Below are 21,546 nucleotides of genomic sequence, written 5' to 3' on the forward strand. Positions count from 1 at the left end.
CCGCTGTCGACAGGACGCGCTGGCCCTTGCGCCAGCGCGTCCTTCCAAGAAAGCCGCTTCGGCGACGACGACCTAACCCGAACCTTGAAAGGGGGCAGGGGCCCATGAGCCTTGATTACGAGAATGACAGCGTTTTGCATGAACAGCTCATTGCGGAAGTATTAGCGCAATATCCAGACAAGGCGGCGAAGCGCCGCAAGAAGCACCTCAGCGTCGCAACGAGCGGCGACGAGCCTGGCGATGAGCCGAAGGCCCTTTCCGAATGCGACGTCAAATCGAACATCAAGTCCATTCCGGGCGTGGCATGTGCCCAATAGGACCACGCTTTCGAAGGAAAAAAACGTGTCAAATATTGTATGTGAACGTGACACGGACTGCAGGCGAAAGTCTTTGCGCGCACCGTCGTCGATTTTCGTTCCGAACACAAATAGCGGGGCGCAGTTGCCTTGGTATACTATCTACCCAACAATACAGGAGTTTTCTCCAGAAATCGGCGCCCACACTTATGAGCAATGGCTGAGAAGCCAGGGAACTGATGACGCTGTCTCGCTCTATCTCCACATTCCATTCTGCCGCTCGATGTGCTGGTATTGTGGTTTTCCGACTAGCATCACTCGTCGGGACACTTTGATAACCGATTATCTAGCAATGCTGCGCGAGGAAATCCGCCTGGTCGCCGAGCAAGTGCCGCAGGCACTCTCCGTGGGTGACGTGCACTTTGGCGGCGGATCCCCGACCATTATGCCATCGGCAGACTTCCTGTCGCTAATGGAACTCCTGCGCGGCCGTTTTGCGCTTGAGCGAGGTGCAACCATTGCCGTTGAGGTCGACCCGCGCACGTTCACCACCGATATGGCCGAAGCCCTAGAAAGAACCGGTGTGAATCGCGCAAGCGTCGGTGTGCAGAGCTTCGATCCCGTCGTACAAAAAGCGATCAACCGGATTCAGAGCGAGGCGCAAGTGATGACCGCCGTCGAAAACCTCCGCCTGTATGGGGTCAGGCGTATCAATTTCGACTTGATGTTCGGTTTGCCGAACCAAACCGTCCAGTCCTGTCTCGAGAGCGCTATGTTAGCTATTGCGATGCGTCCCGACCGCCTCGCGGTTTTCGGTTATTCCCACGTTCCATCTTTTCGAAAAAATCAGCGCTTGATTGACACAGCAGCACTGCCCGATATAGCCGCGCGAGCTGAGCAGGCCTCAGCCATGGCCGATACGTTAGTTGCAGCAGGCTATCTGCAAATTGGTCTCGACCATTTTGCTTTGCCGGATGACGAGCTTGCAATAGCACAGAGAGCTGGTCGTCTGCGCCGAAATTCGCTTGGTTACTCTGCCGAAACCTGCTCAACTGTCATCGGTTTGGGCGCGTCCGCCATTGGTCGTTGCGGCGACGGTTACGTTCAAAACGATCTCACGCAAAGCTGTTATAACCGGCACATAGCATCCGGCCGCTTGGCGATCTCAAGGGGCTACCGTTTAGCTACCGAGGATCGCGTAAGAGCTGCAATCATCGAACAGCTCATGTGCTACTTGGAGGCGGACATATCAGCAATCTGTACGGCTCAGGGATTTGATCAGACCCATCTAGTGAGTTCAGCTAAGCAGCTAGAGATTCTGGCTGAGGATGGGATCGTTGAGTTTGACAACGGTTTAGTCAGTGTGCGGCACGAACGTCGCTCTGCCCTTCGCCATGTCGCTGCCGCGTTCGATGCTTATCTTGGCCGCCAGCCGATCTAGACTGGCAAACGGAGGACCTTGGAGTGATCACTTAATCGAGCTCGAGTTCGTCGAGATGTTAGGCAGGAGGCAAGCCCCCAATTGCTCGATTTTAAATCGATCGCTGAATTCGCAGTCCATGGCATGTGTCGGTCTCGATCGCGTCACAGTTCAGCTCTCGCCACTGGCAAAGAAATCCGCCGTCAAATATCGTGAAAGGTCTGGCGCAGCACGGCTTCACCGGCTCGGTTGCGCGCGCCAACTTGAAGCAGGCGACACCTTCGTTCAAAACGGACCAGACGCCCGGACAGTTCAGCTTGACGCCACCAATGCGGCTTCGATTGCGCAGGCGGCGGAGACGCGCATCCAGGAAACCTGCGGCAGGCTCGATGTTCACGGTGGCGATCGAGCGCGGTTAAATGCCTAGAACATGGCCTAAACACTCTTGTCGTTGATCTCGACGAAATGGGACCGTGTTCGGACCCCAATTATTTGTCCTTGCCGTACACAGGTGATGCTGCCGTTGGCTCCACTACATGCCCAGGGCGACAGGTTGTTGCACTGCGACAGGTCACCGTTCAAACCGCTCCAGCATTGTTCTCAACTGCGCGTTTTGCAGCCTTAGCTTTCTGGCTAGCTGCCTCCTGAGCACCCTGATGTCTTCGTCGAGGCTCATCTGGTCCGCAGTGTGAACTGCCGGGGCAGCGTTTGCAATCGCGGCTGATGCCTTCTTACGCGGGGCGACCTCGAGAGTTCGCTCGAGCCTCGTAGCATCGTGCCCAGCGGCGATGTCGGTACTAAGCCCGCCGAATGGAGGTGGATCGGCCGCCTCAACGTTTTTGGCATCTTGGCCTTCGACCTGATCGTGGCCACCGATTCCGACTTCCTTAGAAACAACAAACTCGGTGGAAATTGCAGGAGAATGGCCGTGACGGGGAGGCCCCTCGCTTGCCGGTCGAACGGCGCTTATCAGGCTCTTCTCGGCAGGCGTTTCGGTCGGACCGGCAATGGCCAATGTGTCCGGCGTAACCTTCTGGTCCGAGCCGTTTTCTCGCTTTTGTTCGCGACCCGGTGAGATCAGTCGGGCAAGAAGTTTCCAGGGAGACGCCATCTATCCGACCTCGCGTTTTATCCCGCAAGCAGGCAGTGAGTTTGGGGTCCGGCAACAGCATTACCGTTGCCGAATTGTTTGTCTCGATAAGAATGTAGATCCGGTCGCTTATTGACCGGCTGCTTATATCAATCGAGCTTGAGCCGTTTGCGCAGATCTTCATTTTCAGCGCGAAGTTTTCCAGCAAGAAGCTTGCGCAGCCGCTGATTTTCCTCTTCCAACTGCAAAAGGTCTGCCATTTCATCGCTCGCCGTCATCGGGGCAGCCGGCGCTGCCTGCACCGCCTTCGGAGCACGGCGCACAGGTGCGCGTTTGGCGCTCGCCGCAGCTTCGATAGCCTTTGTCTTGCGCCCTCTCCTCTTCACACCACCGTCCCCGGCCAGCGCAGCTGCCGGCTCTGCCGTAGCGTCAGCTAACGCGGTCTCGAGTGCCGCGACTTTTTTGGCGCGCGGTTTGCGCTGTTTCTTCGGCGCATTAGGCGTTTCGACAACGGTCTGTCCATCGACCTTGGTTGTCGTATTAGTCTCGTCGGCCATGCTCATCTCCTGTGTATCTGATGCAGTTGTCGACGGCCCGAGAGGCGCTGTCAACAACTGCTCGGCCTGATCTTGTTCCGGCAAAGACATTTCGCTGTCGGGTTTGCCACTCTGAGAGCTACCTGACAGAAAAGGCAATGCCTCTTCCTCTAGATCGCGCGCGACTGACTTTAGATCCACATTGCCCCAGATCGAGTTCGATCTGGCATCAAGTTTTCGCCTGCCGTTCTTGTACTCGACGGCAAAACTGCGTTGCACTTTTTTCAATATAAGAGGCCTTGGAGAATCCACGGGGTGGCTGATGTTATGCTGGAACAGCACGAATAGCGCCTACCGGACTACCAGTCTATACCCACGGTCTAGCCTGAGGCCAATTTTTTAGCGCCGCATTATTTTTTGGAGTTACCGCGGCCTCTGCCGATTTATCGTCCCGGTCCCTAAAGTGGTGAAGGAGCCGCGCACCAACCCAGGCTTCTCCTTCGTCGGCTGGCGCTTCAAAGACCAGATGCTGCGCACTTACGCCGGGGAAAATGTTGAAGCGCTTGGCCCACGTTTCGCGGCACTCGCAGCGGCGGTGCTGACCAAGACCGAACGCAGTTTCCTTGCAGCTAGCGCCGCCATTAGGCTCATTGATGTGCCGAGACGAACATGCGGCTTGGCTTTGTCGGCTGAAACAAGAGTAGCGAAGGAGTGTTGCTTTTATGACAAGACACGAGGAGTTTGTCGGTCGAATGTCACAGGCGGATCTGCCTTGCACACGGCCGCCATAGAGAGAAGGATGGGGTCGCCGCTCGCTTCACTGCTGAGTCACGCCATCGTTTTCGTGAATGCATTCCATCCAAACAATCGATTTTACTGATCGAAACGGTTGCCATTAGAAGACGCTGAAGAAGCGTTTTGTAAAAGCCGTAATTCGGAGTTCTTAAAATGGGTCCTCGGGTGCCGTGGAGACTGTGCTGGGAAAACGAGATGAGGCAGTCGGTCTGCTGCCTGGTCTCGATCGTTATCTTGCGCTCGACGTGATCGGGTAGAATCTTGGTCGTTGCTTCTCGACGTTTCAGTGGGCTCTCACGGGACGCACTTTTGCCCCGGTCGATGCCGCCTCCTATTCGTCTTCACCGCGCGCTGGTCATCTTTCTACTGCTTCCCCTTCTAGCGTTTGTTGCAGATCGGTTCTCACGCCGTGGGCGCCGTTCGACGTGATTATCAATGGCGGCCCCACCGCGTGGGAGCTGAGTTCGGTGCTGGCGCATATGCGAATGACGGAGGCCGGCGGCGGAATTCTGTGTGCTATGCCTCGGAGCCAACGCAGGCGCACTCGCCGCTGCAAGGATACGGTCTGCGACCTTTGCAGCGACCACCAAACGTCGTTGTGGCTGTCGGGCGGAAAGATGAAGGACTGGGTAATGTGGATACGTTACGCGGCGTTACTGCCGCAAATGCTTCGGTCTGGGGCTCTGTTAGCGCCGATTGTCGGCAATCTCACCGATCCGGTCACGATCTGATTTCGGCTTCGACCCGTGAGCTCTAGCTGCACTGTCAAGCGCCACCCTATGAAACTGCGAAAGCCGGTGGCCAGACCAGAGCGACCTACCTTTCGAAACGAACTGGAGAGCAACATGCTGTGTCTAGGGCTCAGTGGCGGTCTAAGCAGAGTCTACGAAAATTCGTTCGATCTACCGAACACCTTTATGCACGATGGGGCTGCGGTTCTCGTTCGCGACGGGCGAGTGATAGCGGCGGTCGAGGAGGAGCGCCTTAACCGGATCAAGCACTCCAACAAGTTACCAACGCGTTCGATTCAATATTGCCTCGCATCTGCAGGTGTTCACCTGAGCGACATCGACCGCATCGCGTATTATGCGACCGAGGCCTATTGCAACGCTGTGCTCGAGCGCGTGCGCCTCTCTCACCCAAGTACCCCAATACCGGACGCGAGACTGTTGTTGTGCGGATTACTCGGGCAAGAATTTGGTGCCGAAATTGATCCCTCACGTGTGTCGTTCGTGAGCCACCATATGTCGCACGCGGTGAGCTCGTTTTTCATGTCGGGCTTCGAGCGAAGTTTGGTCCTCTCAATTGACGGCGGTGGAGACTTTCTTTCGGGGCTTTTGGCGATTGGTTCCAGCACGGAGATTGAGCCACTCGTGACATTTCCGGAGAATGATTCTCTAGGGCTGCTATACTTGGAAACGATCCGCTACCTAGGTTATGGCGCGTTCGATGAATATAAGATCATGGGTCTGGCACCTTACGGCAATCCCGCTTCGTACCGCGAGATCTTCGAACAATTTTACGAACTCCTAGACGACGGTGGTTATCGGGTCCATCTCGACCGAGTTGGTCCTACGTTGCTCAGTAACATTCAAATACGCCAGAAAGGCATGCCGTTCACGCAGCAGCATAAAGATGTGAGTGCTTCACTGCAGGAAGCACTGGAACGGATCGTGTTCCACGTCCTACGGCATTACACCAAGGTTACGGGCATCGAACGACTGTGTTTGGCCGGAGGAGTGGCTCACAACTGCACTTTGAATGGCAAGCTGCTGTACTCGGGGATGTTTGACGACATCTTCGTGCAACCGGCTGCCCATGACGCTGGCTGCGCACTAGGCGCCGCATTGATGGCGTCTCATGATCTGGGGCATCCGGCACCTCGTGAGCGTTTGCAAAACGTCTATTGGGGACCCGACCTGGAGAGCGAAGGAAGCGTGGAGGAGGAACTTTTTGCTTGGGGCCAGCATCTCGAAATTGAACGGAGTGATGACGTGACAGGCAAAGCAGCCGAATGGATTGCGGATGGCGCCGTGATCGCCTGGGTGCAGGGGCGTTCGGAGTTCGGTCCACGGGCGCTAGGCAACCGGAGTATTCTTGCTGATCCGAGGCCGGCGTCAAACAAGGATCGAATTAATATGATGGTCAAGAAGCGGGAAGGCTACCGCCCATTTGCTCCCTCGGTATTGGAGGAGGACGCCGTGGAATTTTTTGATCTGCCAGGTACCTTGCGCAAATTTCCTTTTATGAATTTCGTAGTGTCTGTGCGCGAACCCAAGCGTAGTTCGCTAGGCGCCATCACGCACGTAGATGGTACGGCTCGTTTGCAGACAGTGTCACGCGAGACAAATCCCGCATATTGGGAGCTAATCAATGCTTTCGGGAAGCGAACCGGCGTTCCGATCTTGCTCAACACGTCGTTTAACAACAACGCCGAGCCGGTAGTGGATTCGGTTAGGGATGCCGTAACGACTTTTTTGACGACCGACCTGGATGCACTTGTGATCGGTCCATTTCTCGTCAAGAAGCGAATCTCAACGATGGAGGAGTGGAATAAACTAGCAGTTTCCTTGCCACCTTACGCAAGTCTCCATCAGGCGCGTGCATATTCCACCCTGGATCGGCAAGAGACTGTATGTGAGATCCGCACAGGCGCCTCCAGCCTGCAGGCCGTGCGTATTTCACCGGAGTTGTTTGAACAGCTAATTAGGATTGAGGGAGAAGCCCTGGTTGGCGACATTTTGGATGGAATCGCGCCTGTTTCAGGTAGTCGTGAGACTTTCCTAAATGAACTTCGGCAGATTTGGGAGCAGCGTTGCATATGCTTAAGCCCGGTACGTGGCCGCAAATCACAGGTATCCGTCCCCGCTGAGGCCTCGGTGACTAGTGGGCTTTCAGCATAGCTTGGGGTCGCGTCGTTACGCCAAACAAACTCGCGAATAGCAAAGCCCGCGACCGACAATGCGCCGTGCCCACCTAATCGCACGGCGACGCGTCAACAACCATGTCGAAAGAAGGGCCAAATGGCTCGGTATTTCAGTGATATCCTGTCCGAGCTCGTTCAGCAGGGGCACTTCGAAAAGTTAAGGAGACTGTGATGGATCCGGTGTGTGAGTTAAACGTACATCGACAGATCGTTTCGCTTCTCGATAAGCCTAACCCTGTAATCTTTGACATTGGGTGCAATGACGGAAGCGATGCTCAACGCTTTCTGCGCCTTCTTCCGAGCGCCCAGCTCTATTGCTTTGAGCCAGACCCCAGAGCCGCTGCACGCTTCAAGGAGAAAATGGGTTCTGATCGGGATCGGATGAGGCTATCCGAGGTTGCGATCAGCGACCGAAACGGGATGATCGAGTTTCATCCCAGCAATGGCAATGACAGCGCTAAGGAATGGGATCTCTCGGGCTCGATACGCCGTCCCAAGAACCATCTTTCTGAGTACGAGTGGGTTCGGTTTGACCCTCCGATTTCGGTTGAGACTAGGTCCTGTTGACAAAGTGGATTCCCAAATCAGCCTAGGCGTGATTCAAGACTGCTTTTTAGGAAGCAGCTATGGCACGAGGCGATTTGAGTGATGAGGAATGGCGGATTGTCGAACCGCTATTGCCGACCGAGCGTGGTCGCAAGTCTCGGCCATCCCACGACAACCGCCGCTTTTTTAACGGGATGCTCCATGTTCTGCGCGTCGGCTGTCCGTGGCGCGATATGCACGAGCGATATGGAAAGTGGAATTCGGTCTATGTTCGTTTCCGCCGCTGGGCCGAACAAGGTGTTTGGGACGCACTTCTGGAAACGCTTGTCGAACTTGGATTGACCCATGACTGGCAACATATGATTGACAGCACCACGGTTCGCGGCCATTCGCAGGCTGCGGGCGCTAAAGGGGGACTTATAAGGAGGGTTTTGGTCGATCACGCGGCGGCTTTACGACAAAAGTCCATGCCCGCGCAGACGGTCAGGGACGTCCTCTCGGCTTTGTCCTGACAGGTGGCGAGGCTTCTAATTATAGCTAGCGCCGTTCCAGCGCTTCTTACCATACCCGTTGGCAAACCTAAATCATTCCTTGCTGACAAGGGCTACGACGGCGACTCCGCCCGCGAAGAGTTGCTGATCCACGGCATTCGGCCCGTGATTCCGCCAAAAGCGAACCGGAAAGACCCGCCTTCCTGCGACTTCAAAGTTTATAAAGACCGCAACCGCATCGAACGAATGTTCAACCGGCTCAAACAGTTCCGACGGATTGCCACCCGTTACGACAAGACCCGAACTTCCTTCGAAGCGTTCCTTTTGCTGGCCGCCGCAAAAATCTGGCTGCCGCACTTCATGGAACGCCTTTAGCCCAGCAATGGCTCAAATCGCCTGTAAGCCCACCATCGCCTATCAACCGGAACCTTCGGTCCATCCGATGGTGGGGATGTGAAGACAGTCATTATTGTTTCATAACCGAAATCCGAGATGACCTCGGATGCGACTACCTCCATGCGTTCGCGGTCATCATCGCTGAAATCGGGATCGACCAAGAATTCGAGGACAATCTCGTTGCCACTCCAGCCACACGTAACGGCGGCGAGCGTCGATGATACGGCCCCGAGCAAGGCGCGTTGCACACTAAGTCGAAGTCGTATTTCCCGATCAGCTCCAGACATCAAATCCTCCGTTAGGAGCCATCTTATCGCATTATCACTGCTGACTTTGTCAACAGGACCTAGGAGTGGAGGGTGACGTTTTGCTTAAAAACACAAGCCTATAGCCGGTTCCCTTTTTGGGATTCAAGAACCGCGCCGAGTTTGCCGGAGGCTTCAACTCATGAGAGATTGGAGCCGATATGAGCAAGACAACGAACAAATTCTCGCCTGAAGTCCGTGAGCGTGCCATCCGCATGGTGCTGGATCACGAAGCCGAGCACCCCGCGCGGTGGGCTGCCGTTTCATCTATCGCGGCCAAGATCGGCTGCTCGCCGGCCACGCACGCTGCACGAATGGGTGAAGAAGACCGAGGTCGATAGCGGTAAGCGAGCAGGCCGGCCGAACGATGTCGCCGAGAATATGAATGCTCTTGAGCGGGAGAGCCGCGAGCTTCGTCAGGCCAACGAGATTCTGCGCAAAGCGTCGGCGTATTTTGCCCAGGCGAAACCTGCCACCGGAAAAGACGCTCGACAGCTTTGATTTTGATGCAGTCCCTATGGTCTCCAAGGCCCAGGTCATGGCCATTGCCGCTGCGACAGCTGGGTCGCGAAAGGTGCCAATATCCTCATGTTCGGTCCGCCGGGCGGCGGAAAGAGCCATCTCGCCGCGGCCCTCGACCTCGCGCTGATCGAGAACGGTTGGCGGGTGCTGTTCACTCGCACGACCGACCTCGTCCAGAAACTGCAGGTCGCACGGCGTGAACTCCAGATCGAATCCGCCGTCGCAAAGCTCGACAAGTTCGATCTGCTTATCCTCGACGACCTGGCCTACGTCACCAGGACCAGGCCGAAACCCGCGTGCTCTTCGAACTCATCTCCCAAGATATGAGCGGCGGTCCATCATCATCACCGCCAATCAGCCCTTTGGAGAATGGAACCGCGTCTTTCCGGACCCGGCCATGACGCTTGCCGCGGTGGACCGACTTGTTCATCACGCTACGATCATTCGAAATGAACGTCGAAAGCTAATGGCGACGTTCCGCGATGGAAGCTAAACGTGGTCGACCCAGCCGGCTTGCGGCCATTACCTCTATCTCATTGCAAACGATGACACTGAAACGTCAGGAATCCGGTCTTCTCCATACAAGGCAGCCGATCGAACAAAATGTCGTAGCCTGACGGGAGACGCAGGGGTGTCCCTCCCGCACGCGGCGCCCTTTGCTATCCCGGATGAAGGGGATGGCGGCAACGACATGCGCAAGCCCACTGAGGATAGAAGGACTGGGTGAAAAGGCGCCCCTGAAAACAGTGGGTTTGGCGACACTTGTTGGCTCGGGCAGGCAAGACGTCGTCTACATGCATCAAATGGATGACTCGCATTTAAACAATAGATTTCACCAATTTTCGCGGATGCTCCATAGACGGCCGTCTCCACTCCACCGGGTATGATCCGTTGAAAGGCTCTCAACCAATCCAACAACGCCTGTAGCCCCGAAGCACTGGCGGCGGGAATGGCATCAATCCTACCTGGTATCGCCTGGCCTTAGTCGAAGAAAGGAAACGTCTCATGAAGGTTATTGGTTACTACGTCATCGTTGCAGCGTTGCTCGCATTGACATTGCGGGCCGGGCCGTCACTTGCAGCAGATGATCGTAACCAAGATTGTGGCCCGGCGGCAAGTGACCCCCGCGCAAACCTGAATGGTGCTGACAAAGCCCATTCAGCGGAGCACACTCAAGACTTCAATTGCCAAGATACTCCTGCCGAAGAAGGTGAGTGCTACGAGTGCGTCTTACCCCCCGAAGTACATATTGAAGGCGCCGAAGTGATCGACGTCGCAGACCGAAACCTTTATCCGCGGAAAACACTGCTACTCGCCAGAATGATCAGGCACCACTGAATCGTGTCGGTTGAAGGTAGCAGTAAGACCATCAAAGCCACGGCGGCTGGAACATCGATACTTTCTCAATTTTAGGCGACCCTTTGCTTGCTGATCTCTCGTGGCGCCGCACACTGCGAGACCAAGCCTTTTCACCTTTTATCTCGCCACCTCGCTATGGATGAAGACATGCGGTTCAAGGGCCTTGATCTGAATCTCCTCGTCGCACTCGACGCCTTGATGACCGAGCGTAATCTCACGGCGGCAGCGCGCAGCATCAACTTGAGCCAACCGGCCATGAGCGCGGCCGTCGGCAGGTTACGCACCTATTTCAATGACGACCTTTTTACCATGGTCGGTCGCGAACTCGTTCCAACCCCGCGTGCGGAGCGGCTCGCGCCTTCGGTCCGCGAGGCTCTGCTTCACATCCAGGTTTCGATCATATCCTGGGATCCGTTTTGCCCTGCTCAATCGGATCGCTGCTTCAGAGTCATTCTTTCCGATTACGCCGCACTCGTTTTTTTTGAAAAGGTCGTGACGCGTGTCGCCCGAGAAGCGCCCGCCGTCAGCTTCGAGTTGCTGCCGATCGCCGATAACTACGATGATTACTTGCGGCGCGGTGACGCCGATTTTCTCATCTTTCCGGAATTGCTCATGTCGCGCGCACATCCTAAGGTGGCGTTATTCGAGGAGACCCTCGTGTGCGTGGGCTGCCGCTCGAACAAGCTACTCTCGGAGCAACTTACACTCGAGAGGTATATGTCGATGGGGCACGTTGTGGTGAAGTTTGGGAACGCTGCTTCCATCGAGGAATGGTGTTTGCTTGGGCACGGGCTTAAGAGACATGTCGAAGTAGTCGTGCAGGGCTTCAGCATGGTTCCGTTCATGCTTTCAGGGACCGAGCGCATAGCGACAATGCCCTTACGCCTGGTCAAGCAGCTCGAAAAGACAATACCCCTGCGGATCGCTGACCTTCCGCTACCTTTGCCCGCGTTCACACAGGCCCTCCAATGGCCCGCGCTTCACAATAGTGATCAGGCAAGCCTCTGGATGCGGGACGTGCTATGCCAGGAAGCATCCCGCATGCCTTCGCCCCATGAGGTAATGAGACGTCTCAGGATTTCCTAGCATTCTTTCGTGGTTTTGTCGTTCGGCGTGATTCATGGCGTCGGAATGAGGAGCCTCTTTGAAACGCCGCCGCTACAGTCTCACGGATGATCGATGATCCTGTCGCCGCTGGCCCAACAGCCGCGCTGACTGACGACCAAGTATGGAGGAACTGGACAGATGCTCTCCTACGCCCGCCGTTCAGCCGACCAATGAAACAACCTCCTCGACAGTTTGTCGACGACGCAAGTCGAAGGTTCACGCAGCTCCAATCGACATTAGCAAGGAGCGGCAAACCAACCCCTAATATGGGACGGGTTCACCACATCCGAGCCGTGGCGCCAGATTGCCCTCCGGTAATACCTCAACGTCTTTATTTTTGCGGCAGAACATTCTCACTGCCCTTTTCCACCTGATCGATCACGAGCAGCTTTACCGGCTCGGTGCCGTTGTTCGCCCCTTTATGCCATATGCCCCAGGACTCGACGATAAAATCCCCTGCCGTGAAAATGCTTTCTTTCCCAGATTCTGTATTGGTGACCGTGATCTCCCCCGAAAGCACATAGCCATAGCGCTGATAGCGATGCTGATGAATTGGTAACGTCGCACCGGGCGCAATCTCATAAATCGAAGCGATGACCTCGACATCCTTCCGTGGAACGATGATGGGCTGACCGGCAATCGTACGATCGGTCCTTAAGATAAGCGTAGCCGCGACCGCTTTGTTTTCGAACGCGTTCGCGGGACACGCCAGAGCAAAGAGCGCCGTAGCGATTGAGATGACCTTCATTTGCTTTTCTCCTGATACACGCCGGATCTTCCTGAAGGGTGTTTGCTTCCGAGTTCGGCCAGTTGCAGAGCGAAAAACCTGCATCGTCTCGCCGGCGCCGACATGGGTTCGTTTGTTCCCGGACTATGATGATTATCTTCAGAGCTCTGCGGGTCTTTTCAAGACACTGCATCGCAATACCCCTCCTGGCGTGGTGGCGAGTGGCGTCAAGACATCAGGCGCCGACGCAACAGCGCTGCCGACAGGAAGAACGGCAAAAGCGCGTAGATGCAAAGCGCGCCTATATGCAGGCCCATGCTGCTCGCGGGGCGCCCAAGCATTGCCGGGCGTATGAGGTCGATCGCATGCGCTAGAGGCAAGAACTGCGCTACCTGCTGAAAAGTCTGGGGCAGTTGCGTGATTGGAAACACCGCGCCGCACAAGAACAGCATTGGTGTGAGGACGAGCGTCTGGTAAAAAATGAAATACTCGTAACTGGGCGCAAGCGCCGTGACTACCATCGCAAGGCTCGCGAATGCAAATCCAGTGAGCATGATAATTGGCAGCACATAGACGACTGATGGCCACGTCGCATAGCCTAGCACGGTGGCGACGATTATGATTCCCGTACCGGCAAGAAATGCCTTGCTCGCTGCCCATGCCAACTCACCCAGGATGATGTCCCCAAGTGTCATTTGTGTGTAGAGCATGGCTTCCCAGGTGCGTTGGGCGTGCATTCGCGTAAAGGCCGCGTAAATCGTCTCGAACGTCGCAGACGTCATCGCGCTTGTCGCCACCATGCCGCCCGCCAAGAATGCAACGTAGGTTGTGCCGTCAACGCGACCCACAATAATTCCGAGGCCAAGGCCGAGGCCAAACAGGTAGATCATAGGATCGGCCAGACTTCCAACAATTGACGCAAGTGCTACTTTCTTCCATGCCAGATAGTTGCGTCGCCATATCGCAATCCAGTTAAAAGCGTTGGCGGGCAGAGCCGCAGCACAACCTTCATCCATCGTTCACTTCTCCATCTCGCGCCCGGTCAACCGCAAAAATACATCCTCAAGATTCGGCGGACGCTGCAGAATGCGCAAGCCCGCGCGCTGCCGTAACCGCACACGCACCTGCTCCGGGTCGGACACATAGCAAAAAAGGGTCTCGCCGCTAATTTCGATGCGATCGGCATATGGCCCGACCAGCGATTCCAACTCATGCGGATCGCCGCCGTAGATCTCAATGACTTCGCACCCGATCAGTTCATCGATCAGGTCATGCGGACGCCCTTCGGCAATGCTGCGACCTCCTTCGAGTACGCAGAGTCGATCGCATAACCGTTCGGCTTCTTCCATGAAATGGGTGGTCAAGATGATCGTTTTGCCGCGCGTAAGCAGGGAACGCAGGCGCTCCCAGATCAGGTGGCGCGCGTGCGGGTCGAGACCGGTGGTCGGCTCGTCCATGACAAGTAGCTGCGGGTCATTGATCAACGCACGCGCTAGCGTCAGGCGCCGCTTCATGCCGCCTGAAAGTTCAGACACACGCGCATTCACCTTGCTCTCTAGGCGTGCAAACTCAAGGAGCGACGACATGACCGCCTCGACTTTGCGTGTATTCATGCCGAAGTAGCGGCTGTAGACCAGCAGATTCTCGCGCACAGTGAATTCAGGCTCAAGGTTGTCGAATTGCGGCACCACGCCGATACCCTTTCGCGCCAAGCGAGCCTGGGCAGGCACCGGCACGCCGAGCACGGTAATCTTCCCCGCATCAGGGGCTGTCATGCCAAGGATCATGCGTGCGATCGTGCTCTTGCCCGCGCCGTTCGGTCCAAGCAGCCCGAAGCATTCCCCCGGGGAAACGCGGAACGATAGCGCGCTGACCACGGCCTTGTCGCCATATGTCTTACTTACGTCGGAAAAATCTATTGCGGTCATGAACATGCGCTCATCTGACCGTCGGGCGCCGTTGACCGGCATTTCTTCGGTTGGTTGGGTTCTTCCTGGTCCATCGCACCGTATGTGTTCATTGCGTCTCCATTAAAGGGCTGCAGCAGAATCCGGGAAAACGCCTCGTCCGTGGTAATTGGCACTCGTGTTGCAGAGCAGCCGAATGTCCCTGAGCTTGTTACATTCGAAGAGTAGCTCGGCGCCTTCACGGAGAGAGTGCCTGGGATGGTCTGAAATCGTGCAGATTCATCGAGATGGACAACAGCCGGAATTCTGTCCTGGCATCTCATCCGGGTCTGATGGTTAAACAACATTTCGCAATCCGGAGTTCGAGGGCTGACTATATAAGGCGCACGGGTCCTCCAGGCAGATCGGCGCCACGAGGCGGAGCCACGGGCTGCGGTGGCCGCGCGGCACCTATCACGAGGATAGTTCTTGCAGGGAAATGCCCTGTCATTGGAACGAGACCGGAGCCCTCGACGGATTCGAGAGAACTTTCAGCATTGCACCCCAGCCGTCGATGATGATTTGATCAAGAACGCGTGGATCCGGACCGTGTTGCGCCAAAGCGGCGCCAATCGCGTCGAGATTGTCGACAGTTTCATATCGCGGGTTGCTGCCCCGCTTCTCCTGCTCGACGCAGAAGGCGAGCCACCCATCCTCGACAAGCGCGTCCGCTCCGTCATGGGTCAATTTGATACCACAGATGCGCATAGTGTCTCCATGTCTGAACGTCGAGGGTTGAGCCGTTAGGAGGCAGAAAACGGATTTCGGAAACAGGCGAGCAAGCAATCTTCGTTGACCGACTCACCCCGACACTCAAGCCGCTCTACCTCGAGCAAAGTTTCGTTCAGCATGCCGAGGATCGTCTCAGCACCAGCAACGTGGCCCCAGCGACGACAGTTGGCGTCGCGCGCCGATCCGAAAACCAGATATCCATCTGGCGCAAGCATCCGCACTAAATTCCGAACAGCCCCTCTCATCTCGGCTATTCCTCCGATGTAGTAGAGCACTTCCGCCACAACGATCAGATCAAACCTCTCGTCAGGTGAAAACTGTTGAACATCAGAGACTATCCAGCTGATGTGCGGAGAACCCCTTATGCGTCGACGCGATCTTTCTATAGCCTGAGGCACAACATCGATCACGGTGAGCCGTTTGCAGTGGGGGGCTAGCTGCACCGTAAATGCGCCGGCAGCGCATCCCACTTCGAGCGCACTTGAGATGGATCCCTGGGCAAGCGCCAAGCGGAGCATTTGCGTGTGACGCTCACGCTCGAATGGATTGGCGTCGAGTCCCCATGGATCGGGTGCAGCCAGTTCCCGATTCAGCAATTGATAATTGTCGCTCTGTGTCAACTCGTTCACCTCGGTAAATAGATCTTACTCGTCGCTGCACATGCAGTCAGACGTCGTTCGCCTGGCAGGATGGCGGGCGGGCTTGAGCCTTCGAGGCGCTGTCGCATGTCCAGAACATTCTGTAGTGCGTGCATCAGCCGTCGGATGTTGATTCGAGTTGCCAGCAGAGCTGCGCGACAGCCAGTCGCTATTGCTCAGCGTGCACAGCGCGTAGGCTTTCAAGGGCAGTAGCAGAAAAATATTGATGAATGTATGCAGAGAGAATCCGAGGAACCGTAGTTGGCGGGCCCGAAGCGCTACAACGCTGCAGCGGATCATCGTCATGGCCACAATCATCAGGGCTGCCAACCAAGGCGCGGTGCCCGTCAATGCAAGCTGTGCGAGTCCCGTCAGCACTGATAGTGCCAGAAGCAGCGGTCCGAGGTTCTGTCCGACGACGTCGAGCGTAAGGAAGCGATTGAGGTTGGGCAGCAGGCGCAGCCCAAGCAACGTGTCCCGGAACGTGCTCCGCGCCCAGCGTAGTTGTTGGCGCAGATACGGTCCTAGCTTGTTCGGAACGACTGTCGCTGCGATGGCGCTCGGCACGTACTCTGTTCGAAAGCCTGCCTTCAGCATGAGAATGGTGAGATGCCGATCCTCACCGAAATCGCTTGGCTTTCCCCGAAAATACTGTGACTCGTACTGGTCAAGCAGCGAAGCGAGCGCAGAGCGACGGTACATAACACATGGACCGCAGCAGCACATAACGGCACCGAAGCGAGCTTGTGCCGCACGCTCCTCGTTGCAAGCCAGCCAGTACTCCATGTCGATCAAACGGGTCAGCCAACTGTCGTTTCGGTTGCGGGCCGTCAACTGTCCCATGGCCGCGCCGACAGCCGCATCTTGCATTTTAGGCACGAGCTTCCTGATGACATCAGATGCGAGGATCGTGTCGGAGTCGACGTTTAACACCATATCTCCAGCAGAGCGGCGTATCGCAGCGATCTGTGCCTTCCGTTTGCCGACATTCTGGGGAAGCAGGAGAATATTGAATCTGGGGTCTCGCGCGAAGGCCTCGTGCACAAGTCGCAAAGCCTCGCGATTTTCGGAACCGTCATCAACTAGGTAAACCTGCAGCCTTCCCCCGTATTCCTGACCCGCAATAGAAGCCAGGCACTCCGAAAGCGTGCGGGGATCCTCGTTGAAGCTTGGCACGATGACATCTACGCTGGGCAGCTCGTCAAAGCCGCCCAAGCCGTGGGACGCCAATGAAACATCGGTCGGCAGAGAATAAACGGCCTGCATGCTTTTATATGCAGTCGAGAGAAGTGCATAAAGCGAGACGGCGACAGTGCTGGTTGTGTCAAGCATATCCATCGGATCTTCAGAACTCCCGAGGAAGCGAGCGAAATACAAAGCCGCGATCATGCAAAGCTGGAATTATGCTAGATAACGCCATGATAGTCTGGTGGCGCAGACTGTGGTCAGCTCCTTGCTGCATTTCACTGGAGGGACAACCGTCGTGCAAGAGCACGATTGACCCCGGCCGGACAGACTGCAGCACATCATTAACAATGGCGTCGGCCCCGGGAAGAGACCAGTCTCGCGGATCTACCGACCAGTGCACGGCAGTGAGTTCCGCATTCGCCGAAGCCTTGAGCACTTCTTCGGTCCAGATGCCGTAAGGAGCTCGGATGTGCCGCACCACCGCCTGAGGCGACGCCATTTTTATGGCTCTGTTTGTCTCGAGTATCTGACGTTGCACCTCGTCGGGTTCGCAGTCAGACAGGTCTGGATGCGTCATTGTGTGGTTGGCGACTTCATGCCCCTCTGCAATCATTCGCTGGATCAATTTCGATTGATCGGCCAGGAACTCGCCGATGACGAAGAATGTTGCCGGCACCCGGTGTTCAGCCAGAATATCGAGAATCTCCGGTGTACAAAATGGATGCGGACCGTCGTCGAACGTCAAATAAACGCTGTGACGACCAGTGCCGTCATCGCGCTCACCGTGCACTTCGCACGAGCAATCGAGGTGCGTCATTGCTCTCGTCCTTTCCGGTAAATTATCCTGGTGGCCATTCGGAGACCGGCCGCCCAAAGGTAGGATGATGACGCCGCGCGTGGACGCAGGTCGAAACGCGCGTGTGGCAGCGTGTAGCGTACGCCGTTTCCCAAAATAGCGGTCACCAGACCGCCTCGTTTGAATCTGTCAATACGCGGCTCGTTGCGGACTGTACCGAGTGCGAATGTAAATTCCCTCGACATGGTCGGAGTTGCGATTCCTTTTCCGCAACGGTTCCCAACGCACGTAAATCGCATGCAAAGGCCTCATAATCTTTGCCGATTTGCCAAAACGATCGATCTTGCGATCAAAGTGACGATTGGTCGCGAACCCCGACCTATCGACGATTGCAAGATGATGCAATGGGCTGATCGAACGCTTATGCTAGCATTACATTCCAAAGCCACACATTTGACCCCTCTACACCACTGGCGCGCCATCGACGACTTGATTTCCGTCAAGATGCTCGTCTAATGGATCATGCCATTCAATTCGTAAAATCGATTGTTTGGATGATACCCATCCACGCCATAGATAAAATTCGAGCCACAGTTCCTGCTAACGGACCGAGCCTGTTGTCGTGGCTGACGCCGGATTTCCGTCGTCGCTCCCTTGACGAACTTATCATGGCTCGGCATTGGCGGCTTTCTAACCTACTCTGGGTAAAGCTCCGGAGCAGATTGAAACCTTCCGGAAGCCTGAAAGCGCCGGATAGAATTGATCGGCTATGGCTGTCAAACGACTCGAGGAACTAGTCCCACTTGCCGAATTGAAGAACGGACCCCATCGGTTTGCGTTTCGTTAGATCCGAGCACTGGCCCCAATCTTCCGCAGACGGTCGGAGCGTCGCTTTTGGCTAAGCCGATAACTGTCGCCCGGATGGTGACCACCGTCGAGAGGTGAAAGCAGGCGGTCCAATAATGCTGTGACGACCACGCGACTATGGATCGAGCTGTTGTCGTAGCGCGGAACACATTTGGAAAACAAACGGGCGCGATGGGCCTCCAAGTGGAGGTAACCGAGCTCGTCTGAATCAACAACCTGGGCCGCGGCACGATCATCGACTGCTTGTCCAGCGAGCCGCAGTTGTGAGACTCGCCAGCATCGCCGCCACGGTGGCAGCCGTGACGCAATGGTGGCCACACTTATCCATCAAGCGGATGGAGATTATCCAAACAATCGATTTTACGGATTCCCCAGGATGCTCCAGAAGACGCATGAAATAGAGATCAGGTAGCGGGAAAGGACGGGAATTGGCTAGATCGGCGCCACCCTCGATGAATCGGCGAAGCGCGCCAACATGAGCCGTACCGCAACGTAAGCTCCGGCCTCTCGCTCCGAGCCAAGTGCGATGCCGATGGGTTGGATCGGGTGCGAGATAAACGACTGAACGATGACGGAGGGCTATGCGGCGGCTTCAATGCCCGGACTGAAAAGGCGTATGGCGCCGCAACTTCCAGTCTGGCGTAAAATGGTAAATCTGTGCGACGAAGGGTCATGCATAAAATTGGCGAGAATCACGAGCGTTGATGCAGGTCCGGGAATTGATATGCAAAATTTCAGCAGGATTTAAGCCGATGCGCTTTTCCAGAACAAGGCAACGAACATGCTCGCTGGCGACCTGAAGAGGGATCGGTATGTTGTTTCTCGACGGCGGACTGGTTTCGGTGATTGTCTCTGGTCGCTGGCGGCAGCTTGGCGCTATGCACAGCGAACGGGGCGGACGCTGGCCATCGATTGGCGTGGCTCCTGCTATCTCAATCAACCCTTCACGAACGCTTTTACGGTGTTCTTCGAGCCGATTCAAGATATTGCTGGCGTACGGGTTATTTGCGATGACCAGATCAACCAGTTCTCATTTCCGGGACCGTTCTTCCCATCATGGTGGAACAAGCCCTCAATCGAGAGCGTTTACCGCCCCGATGAGCAAATTTTCCGGGAACGTGACGAACTGACCGAGCTTCTTCAAGCCCAGGACGATACTGATGCCAACACGGTAGTCTGTGATGCCTGTTTAATGTGGCGGTGCGACCAAGCTGCCGAACGCCAGATATTTCAGAGCCTCAACCTTAGACCTGAAATTCAGGCTCGTATTCACGCCATCTATCAGGAGCACTTCAAGGGGCGCAGTATCATCGGTGTGCACGTACGGCATGGCAATGGCGAAGATATAATGGACCATACGCCCTACTGGGCCGATCCGGAGTTGGCCTTACGCCAGGTGTGCACTGCCATCGAGAAGGCCAAAGCGCTACCGCATCGACGCCCTGTGATGGTTTTCTTGTGTACGGACAGCGCGCAGGTACGGGACCATTTACTCGGTGTGTTCCCCGATCTAATCACTATCCCGAAATGCTTCCAGGCGGCCCAGGCCGGGCCATTACACAGTGCATCGCTGGGAGTGGACGGTGGTATCTCTGCTCTTACAGAGATGTACCTTCTCGCCCGATGCGATACGGTAATTCGCTTTCCGCCGACCAGCGCCTTTACGCGCTATGCCCGTCTCTTCGTGCCACGTGTTATTGAGTTCGACTTGAAAAATCCGACTCGCTTGATCTTGACTGATGAATCGTCCGAGCATGAGCCGGCTTGATGAACCGGCACTCCGCTGAACAAATTCTCGGCGCCCTCGCAGGATTGAGGAGAGGTGTTCACTGGATCGCGATGTGGGCGCAGCACCCGACGAGACAAGGCCGGGGCGCATCTTCTCCTAGCGTCTCGCGCGTCCAAAGGCTTGCCGGATCATTGTTGTGAAGGGTAGCTATTGGGCGCCTTCGGTGAATGGAAACGGCACCGTGCGCTCGACCCGCACCATTGGCATAGCAAGCTCGCACGTCGGCGATTCCGATGGGATGAGGACGTTCGCGCGCCACAGCCTCGTCGGCGCCTTAGCCGACGCCCTGCCTGATGCGAGGGCGTTCGTCGGGCTTGGTCGACAGATCGCCATCAAGCTGATTTCGTGCTCTATGCGGTCGTGGGCGTGGCCGGTGCCGTTCTTTATTCCCGCATCCCGACACGTCTGGCAAACCGCGCGACCACAGAAGCCGCCGCCGCGCTAGGTCCTTAGCGCCCATCGTCCTTGCAACTCGCAACTCACTCAGCCTCGACGCATTCGCAGGCGTGATAACGCCGGCTGCGAAAGACAGAAGATGCACTGTTGTAGTCTCCGGCTCCCGCCGCTGCTTGCATGACGGCTTGCGCCAGTCGTTGACAAAACTCAATTGGCCAGCCAGCATTTCCGTTGCCCGGCCATTTGTAATGACTAAGTCTGAGGTGGTGCCATGCCTCGCATGATCAGGTTCATACTCACGCGTTTGGCGACGGGGTTCGCAATTGGATCCGCCGTGGGCTTCTTCGTTTGGCAAAATGGATTTGCCGCGGCAGGCACGCTTGAGAATTATCTCGCGAAGGGCCTGTTCATCTACCTCTTCGCAAGCACCATCAGCATGGGTTATCTCGCGACGGCCCCTCGAAGAATAGCGCCGGACGCTCTCCGTCGCATGTTGGTGCTCGTTGCGCCCGTTCGTCTGCACTTCCCTATTAAGCCCGCCAGTCCGACGGTATCCGCATGTGTCGTCAGCGCCACCGTTGATGCGGACAAGGCCTGAAGCAAGCGATGAAGACAGTCGAGATCACAAAAACAATCCGTCCTGGTGCTTTTTTGCGCCTGGCCATAACGGAGCAAGCG

The 21,546-nt window shown here is 56.1% G+C and carries 17 protein-coding genes and 6 pseudogenes; 13 read left to right on the top strand and 10 right to left on the bottom strand.

Annotated elements, in window-relative coordinates:
• Positions 1-104 precede the first annotated feature (104 nt).
• Together QMO80_RS27985 and hemN are read left to right on the top strand one after the other, a co-directional pair.
• Positions 105-302: pseudogene (locus tag QMO80_RS27985) on the top strand (hypothetical protein); the annotation flags it as partial.
• Positions 303-390: 88 nt separating this feature from the next.
• Positions 391-1,737: an oxygen-independent coproporphyrinogen III oxidase gene (hemN, locus tag QMO80_RS27990; protein ID WP_080712026.1), complete on the top strand. Its 1,347-nt coding sequence runs from the start codon at positions 391-393 to the stop codon at positions 1,735-1,737.
• Between the two features lie 550 nt (positions 1,738-2,287).
• On the opposite strand, the gene QMO80_RS27995 is transcribed toward hemN, so the two are convergent.
• Both QMO80_RS27995 and QMO80_RS28000 read right to left on the bottom strand, forming a co-directional pair.
• Positions 2,288-2,827 (bottom strand): hypothetical protein, encoded by a 540-nt coding sequence (locus tag QMO80_RS27995; RefSeq protein ID WP_004679185.1) that lies wholly within the window; start codon positions 2,825-2,827, stop codon positions 2,288-2,290.
• Between the two features lie 128 nt (positions 2,828-2,955).
• Complete coding sequence (locus QMO80_RS28000; protein WP_283201254.1) at positions 2,956-3,630, bottom strand: transcriptional regulator; 675 nt, start codon at positions 3,628-3,630, stop codon at positions 2,956-2,958.
• Positions 3,631-3,805: 175 nt separating this feature from the next.
• On the opposite strand from QMO80_RS28000, the gene QMO80_RS28005 reads away from it, so the two are divergent.
• The 9 genes and pseudogenes from QMO80_RS28005 to nodD1 all read left to right on the top strand — a co-directional run bounded on the left by QMO80_RS28005 (position 3,806) and on the right by nodD1 (position 11,768).
• Positions 3,806-4,222, top strand: a complete 417-nt coding sequence (locus tag QMO80_RS28005) for a hypothetical protein (RefSeq protein ID WP_011053452.1) — start codon at positions 3,806-3,808, stop codon at positions 4,220-4,222.
• A gap of 760 nt (positions 4,223-4,982) precedes the next feature.
• Positions 4,983-7,040: a carbamoyltransferase gene (locus tag QMO80_RS28010; RefSeq protein WP_011053454.1), complete on the top strand. Its 2,058-nt coding sequence runs from the start codon at positions 4,983-4,985 to the stop codon at positions 7,038-7,040.
• 194 nt (positions 7,041-7,234) lie between these two features.
• Positions 7,235-7,630 (top strand): FkbM family methyltransferase, encoded by a 396-nt coding sequence (locus QMO80_RS28015; RefSeq protein WP_011053455.1) that lies wholly within the window; start codon positions 7,235-7,237, stop codon positions 7,628-7,630.
• 59 nt (positions 7,631-7,689) lie between these two features.
• Entirely contained in the window at positions 7,690-8,121 is a 432-nt protein-coding gene (locus QMO80_RS28020) for an IS5 family transposase (RefSeq protein WP_283201251.1), read from the top strand.
• A 3-nt stretch (positions 8,122-8,124) separates the two neighbouring features.
• Positions 8,125-8,475: an IS5/IS1182 family transposase gene (locus tag QMO80_RS28025; RefSeq protein WP_011053457.1), complete on the top strand. Its 351-nt coding sequence runs from the start codon at positions 8,125-8,127 to the stop codon at positions 8,473-8,475.
• 487 nt (positions 8,476-8,962) lie between these two features.
• A pseudogene (locus QMO80_RS28030) lies at positions 8,963-9,257 on the top strand (transposase); the annotation flags it as partial.
• 13 nt (positions 9,258-9,270) lie between these two features.
• Positions 9,271-9,940, top strand: a pseudogene (gene istB, locus QMO80_RS28035) (IS21-like element helper ATPase IstB); the annotation flags it as partial.
• Between the two features lie 388 nt (positions 9,941-10,328).
• Positions 10,329-10,661 carry a nodulation protein NolE gene (gene nolE / locus QMO80_RS28040; protein ID WP_010022281.1) on the top strand — a complete coding sequence of 111 codons (333 nt, stop codon included), beginning with the start codon at positions 10,329-10,331 and terminating at the stop codon, positions 10,659-10,661.
• Between the two features lie 168 nt (positions 10,662-10,829).
• Entirely contained in the window at positions 10,830-11,768 is a 939-nt protein-coding gene (nodD1, locus tag QMO80_RS28045; RefSeq protein ID WP_029532439.1) for a transcriptional regulator NodD1, read from the top strand.
• 352 nt (positions 11,769-12,120) lie between these two features.
• Here the strand turns inward: nodD1 and QMO80_RS28050 are convergent, their stop codons facing one another.
• The 8 genes and pseudogenes from QMO80_RS28050 to nodB form a co-directional block, all read right to left on the bottom strand.
• Entirely contained in the window at positions 12,121-12,537 is a 417-nt protein-coding gene (locus QMO80_RS28050) for a cupin domain-containing protein (RefSeq protein ID WP_010020624.1), read from the bottom strand.
• Positions 12,538-12,743: 206 nt separating this feature from the next.
• Complete coding sequence (locus QMO80_RS28055) at positions 12,744-13,532, bottom strand: ABC transporter permease (protein ID WP_011053461.1); 789 nt, start codon at positions 13,530-13,532, stop codon at positions 12,744-12,746.
• Positions 13,533-13,535: 3 nt separating this feature from the next.
• Entirely contained in the window at positions 13,536-14,450 is a 915-nt protein-coding gene (gene nodI / locus QMO80_RS28060; RefSeq protein WP_010024000.1) for a nodulation factor ABC transporter ATP-binding protein NodI, read from the bottom strand.
• 99 nt (positions 14,451-14,549) lie between these two features.
• Positions 14,550-14,837 (bottom strand): annotated as a pseudogene (locus QMO80_RS28065) (carbamoyltransferase C-terminal domain-containing protein); the annotation flags it as partial.
• 129 nt (positions 14,838-14,966) lie between these two features.
• Positions 14,967-15,170 (bottom strand): annotated as a pseudogene (locus tag QMO80_RS28070) (carbamoyltransferase N-terminal domain-containing protein); the annotation flags it as partial.
• A gap of 35 nt (positions 15,171-15,205) precedes the next feature.
• Positions 15,206-15,823 carry a nodulation methyltransferase NodS gene (gene nodS, locus QMO80_RS28075; protein ID WP_011053463.1) on the bottom strand — a complete coding sequence of 206 codons (618 nt, stop codon included), beginning with the start codon at positions 15,821-15,823 and terminating at the stop codon, positions 15,206-15,208.
• 15 nt (positions 15,824-15,838) lie between these two features.
• Positions 15,839-17,170 carry a chitooligosaccharide synthase NodC gene (gene nodC, locus QMO80_RS28080; RefSeq protein ID WP_011053464.1) on the bottom strand — a complete coding sequence of 444 codons (1,332 nt, stop codon included), beginning with the start codon at positions 17,168-17,170 and terminating at the stop codon, positions 15,839-15,841.
• Between the two features lie 7 nt (positions 17,171-17,177).
• Positions 17,178-17,837: a chitooligosaccharide deacetylase NodB gene (nodB, locus tag QMO80_RS28085; protein WP_011053465.1), complete on the bottom strand. Its 660-nt coding sequence runs from the start codon at positions 17,835-17,837 to the stop codon at positions 17,178-17,180.
• A gap of 1,627 nt (positions 17,838-19,464) precedes the next feature.
• Between nodB and QMO80_RS28090 the strand changes: the two genes are divergently transcribed.
• A complete protein-coding gene (locus QMO80_RS28090; RefSeq protein ID WP_010025697.1) occupies positions 19,465-20,451 on the top strand; it encodes a nodulation protein NodZ in 987 nt (328 codons plus the stop codon).
• A 688-nt stretch (positions 20,452-21,139) separates the two neighbouring features.
• Positions 21,140-21,325 (top strand): annotated as a pseudogene (locus QMO80_RS28095) (hypothetical protein); the annotation flags it as partial.
• Positions 21,326-21,546: the final 221 nt, after the last annotated feature.

This window comes from Rhizobium sp. BT03 (genome assembly GCF_030053155.1).
Lineage (GTDB): Bacteria > Pseudomonadota > Alphaproteobacteria > Rhizobiales > Rhizobiaceae > Rhizobium.